Annotated in this window: 3 protein-coding genes; all 3 read left to right on the forward strand. The window is 54.6% G+C overall.

Annotation, left to right across the window (positions count from 1 at the left end; all coding sequences use genetic code 11):
* A partial coding sequence (locus GSQ95_RS05415) for a 3'-5' exonuclease (protein WP_158973758.1) occupies positions 1-463 on the forward strand: 463 nt, incomplete at its 5' end.
* 370 nt (positions 464-833) lie between these two features.
* Positions 834-2,192: a DUF4041 domain-containing protein gene (locus tag GSQ95_RS05420; RefSeq protein ID WP_158896842.1), complete on the forward strand. Its 1,359-nt coding sequence runs from the start codon at positions 834-836 to the stop codon at positions 2,190-2,192.
* Positions 2,193-2,604: 412 nt separating this feature from the next.
* Entirely contained in the window at positions 2,605-3,696 is a 1,092-nt protein-coding gene (locus tag GSQ95_RS26095; protein WP_178118493.1) for a hypothetical protein, read from the forward strand.
* The last annotated feature ends 210 nt before the right edge of the window (positions 3,697-3,906 follow it).

Here is a 3,906-nt window from a genome sequence, read left to right on the forward strand (position 1 = left end):
CCTGTTCCAGTTCAGCCGAGGTCGCAAGGACCTGGTGCAGCAGAAGAAGCTCTTACGCGACTACCGTGACTTCGAGCAGTACGAGGAAATCGCCAAGGCCACCCAGGATCCGGAGATGCAGCGTTCGGTACGGATCATCGAGGCCTACTTCGACCTGCCCAAGCGCATCGAACAGTTGCGGCGTTGCGCGGTGGCCAGCGAGCTAGATGCCACCGTCACCCTGACTACCGCGCATAAGGCTAAGGGCTTGGAATGGGACTTCGTAGGGCTCTATGACGATTTCAGCGCGGATCCTTTGGCACCGGAGATCGACCGAGCCAGCCGCGACGATGAGCTAAACCTGCTGTACGTGTCCGTCACCCGGGCAATGCAGATCCTGGCGGTGAACTCGCTGGTGATCGACATCATGCAGCGCTACAAGGATCTGCACGGAAGCCAGACTATTTCTCAGACAGCTAGGTAGTGGCTACGGTAGTTACCGGTCTCCATATAGGTTTCCGGATTTGCTGCTAAATTTTGGGAATACCTAACTCGGAATCAGCTAACGACAGCAACCGACCCGAAGCAGCCATTTGTGTAGCGCGCCCTCAGAGGTAGAGTTGAGACAGGCAAGGCGTCAGCCCCAGACGAGCGAACCTCTGGCAGGCTCTATTTACCCTTACGGTCTAATGATGGCTTTGTGACTTCAGTCCAGCTACGCTCGTTCGCACCAGTGAGGAAGAGCGATAGCTTGTTCTTTTTGAGATTCGCACTGAGGTGCTTTAAAGAGTGTCACAACACACCTCCCGTGCTTTCTGATATATGCAAATCGATTCAAAGCGAGGAAGGAATCCATGACTTTTAGTGACTATTGGAAAGGCCCAGCATACCGGCAGCGTGCGGAGGCTCTGGAAACCCAGCTCGCGGAGCTTCACACCCAGTATTCGAAGTTACAAGCGCTTATCACGCAAATAGGTGCCATGGACGTAGTAAATATCCAGAACCTTGTTGAGCAAGAGAAGGTGAGGCTGGCGGCTGTTCGCGAAGAAACTCAACGATCAGAACGGGAGTTGGCAGCGCTTGCTCAGCGTTCCACTGATCTACAAGAGCAGATACTTATCTGGGAGGAGACAGTCCTCCTAGAGAGTTTTGCGCTCTACGAACCAAGGTTTAAGCTAACCACTAGCCAAGAGTACAAGGCTCGCTTGGATAGCGTCCGCGATCGACAAAAGGTAATGATCAAGAATGCACAGGCCGCAACCGGCAACATGCAATGGACTGTGAACAACAGTCAGGCGCAAGGCCGCAAACTTGTGAACGACATGATCAAGCTGGTGATTCGCTCTTTCAACAACGAAGCGGATGCTTGTGTAGCAAACGTAAAATTCGACAACGTTGAGCTTGGGGAGAAGCGAATCCTCAAATCGTTCGAAGCCTGTAATCGGCTCGGCAAGATCATGACTGTAGAGATATCTGGTATTTACCTCGATCTCAAGCTCAACGAGCTTTACCTTGCTCATGAGTTTCAGATCAAGAAACAAGAAGAAAAGGAAGAGGCAAAACGTGCCCGGGAAGAGCTTCGAGAGCAGCAGAAGCTGGAGCAGGAAATTCGCTCGGCACGGGAGAAAATTGCTAAGGAGAGGAAGCACTTTACGGCTGCTATGCGCGGCCTTCAGGCTCGTCTTGATCAAGCACAATCGGATGAAGAGCGTGCAGCTCTGCTAGTGAAGCTAGCCGAAGTTGAAACTGGTCGAGCCGAGCTAGAGAGCGAGGAAAAGCTCATTGATTATCGCGAGCAGAATGCCAAAGCCGGGTATGTGTATGTGATCTCTAACCTTGGGGCATTCGGTGAAGGTGTTTACAAGATAGGCATGACACGCCGATTGGAACCTATGGATCGAGTAGACGAGCTAGGTGACGCCTCGGTGCCATTTTGGTTCGATGTGCATGCCATGGTTTTCTCGAATAATGCCCCTGCGTTAGAAGCAAAGCTGCACGACCACTTTGCATCAGGCCGGCTCAACAAGGTCAATGGGCGTAAAGAATTTTTCCGGGCTGACATTGCTGAGATCGAGAGAATCATTCGGGAAAATTATGATGCGGTTGTCGAGGTCACCCACGAGGCGGCGGCAGAGCAGTACCGTGAAAGCCTTCGCATGGCTCTTCCTAAGCCGGCTATTCAGCAAGCAGAGCGAATAGCCGCACGAGGATAAGGTGCGCCCGCTATGGGTTGGTAGGGATCCTTCACAAACGGCAGTCTCCGACCCAAAGCGGACGGTTTCGGCAGGTTGTTTATGGCCAGAAGTGCCCTTCGCGCTTTCGTTAACCTGGATCACGGTAAGTTAGAGTAAGCCAAGTGGTATTGTGGTCAGCCTTGAATCTCGCCGCTTCTATAGGAAATCTCAGTATGAACGAGGCAGCCTAGTTGGCCGCAGCGAAGGACCTGGCTACCCGGTAACGCGCCCTGCTTCTGCAATACGCCAGCACCCAGGTCGCCGCTATGCAGGATGCCATAGACATGGAGATCGCCAGTGACGCTGAGGTCTAGGCATTCAGGTCCTGGAAGACCTACCGGGTACCGCTCAACCGCGTGGACAGCATCCGCGCCGTTCCAGCAGAAGGTGATTGGCTCATCAGCTCGGATCCGGCCGCAACGGATCGATACCTATCGGCGAATGGGTAGCCAGTCGTCGCGGTTATGGCCACGGACAGACAAGCGTCGCTGGTGACATGGTGTTGCCCTGGAATATCTTCAGCGATCAACAAGCAGGGAAGCTAGCAATGCGGACCGTGGCCCACCACGTTAAGACCTTTCGACGGGAATTCCGACTCATACCTAGCTTCGTCTGGGGATCGCGAATCTTTATCCTCTTCGCCTCATCGATGTTGCTTGTCGTCCTGTCGATAGCGCTTTTCTTCTACCACCACGTCTATCTGCAACTTCCGACCTACGCCAATCTCTCCTACTGGACTCTCTTTTGGGAGATCCCGATGCTGCTGGGCCTCGCCCAGATCCTGATAGAGGTCGACCGGCGTCGCTTCGCCCGAAATCACCCGGGCAAGAGAATCTTGGGCATCCGGCAGGCCATGGCGGCAACGGATCGAGCGAAGCGGCGAATGATCTCCGAACAATTCGCTGGCCGAGAAGACTTTGCCCAGCTGGCCAAAGAGCTCATCGAACAATGGGAGTGGCGTCAGGCTCTTGAGCAACGCGCCGGTAGCCCCGCAACCCTTCGTACACGCCACTTTTTCAGCCTCCCGAGTGCAGGCAATTTCGCGACGTACTTGGGTGGGCTTCTCGCTGTGATAGCGGCAGTGGTCGTGGCCCTCATCGACAAGGAAACGTTCTATCCTGCGCTTCCAACACTCTGGTCGGACTTCTCATCCGCCTACTCGGCATTGTTCCAGATAATCGTGGTACCGATAGCCACGTGCGTCCTACCTGTGGCGTGCATTCTCGATATGGTTACCGGACTAGGGCACAGAGCAGTCGAGCGCGCCAACGACGACTATCTCAGCGATGCCGGGTTTTACCGGTACATCAAGGAGCTGGTGCTACTGGAAGAGCAAAAGCAGCGCCGTGGCCTGATGACTACCACCGGGTGGGCATACTGGTCCATCCGCATTGGTACCGCGCCGCTTGGCGACGTACGCCGCTTGTGGCGAAACAAGCGCCGCTCGGTACGGCTGGCGAAACGTCGCCGGTCTAGCGGTTGATAGCCTACCCAGATGCGTTCTATGACCTCCATCGCAAGCGGCGTCGAGTGAATTTGTAGCTCACGGTCCTGGGTCTGCGACACCTAGGCAAGCAGTAGGTGCGCGCATACGAAGCTGGAGAGCACTGTTCCATACCTGGGATTGAGGTCGATGACACACTAGGGCTTGTCTGAAAAGTCGTGTTTGCTAGCCTGTTCCTGTGATGGCAAT

The organism is Pseudomonas sp. BAV 4579 (genome assembly GCF_009765395.1).
Taxonomy (GTDB): Bacteria; Pseudomonadota; Gammaproteobacteria; order Pseudomonadales; family Pseudomonadaceae; genus Chryseomonas; species Chryseomonas aestiva.

Excerpts from the sequence above, each read along its gene's own strand:
- GSQ95_RS05420 (WP_158896842.1), top strand. The coding sequence starts at position 834 with ATGACTTTTAGTGACTATTGGAAAGGCCCAGCATACCGGCAGCGTGCG.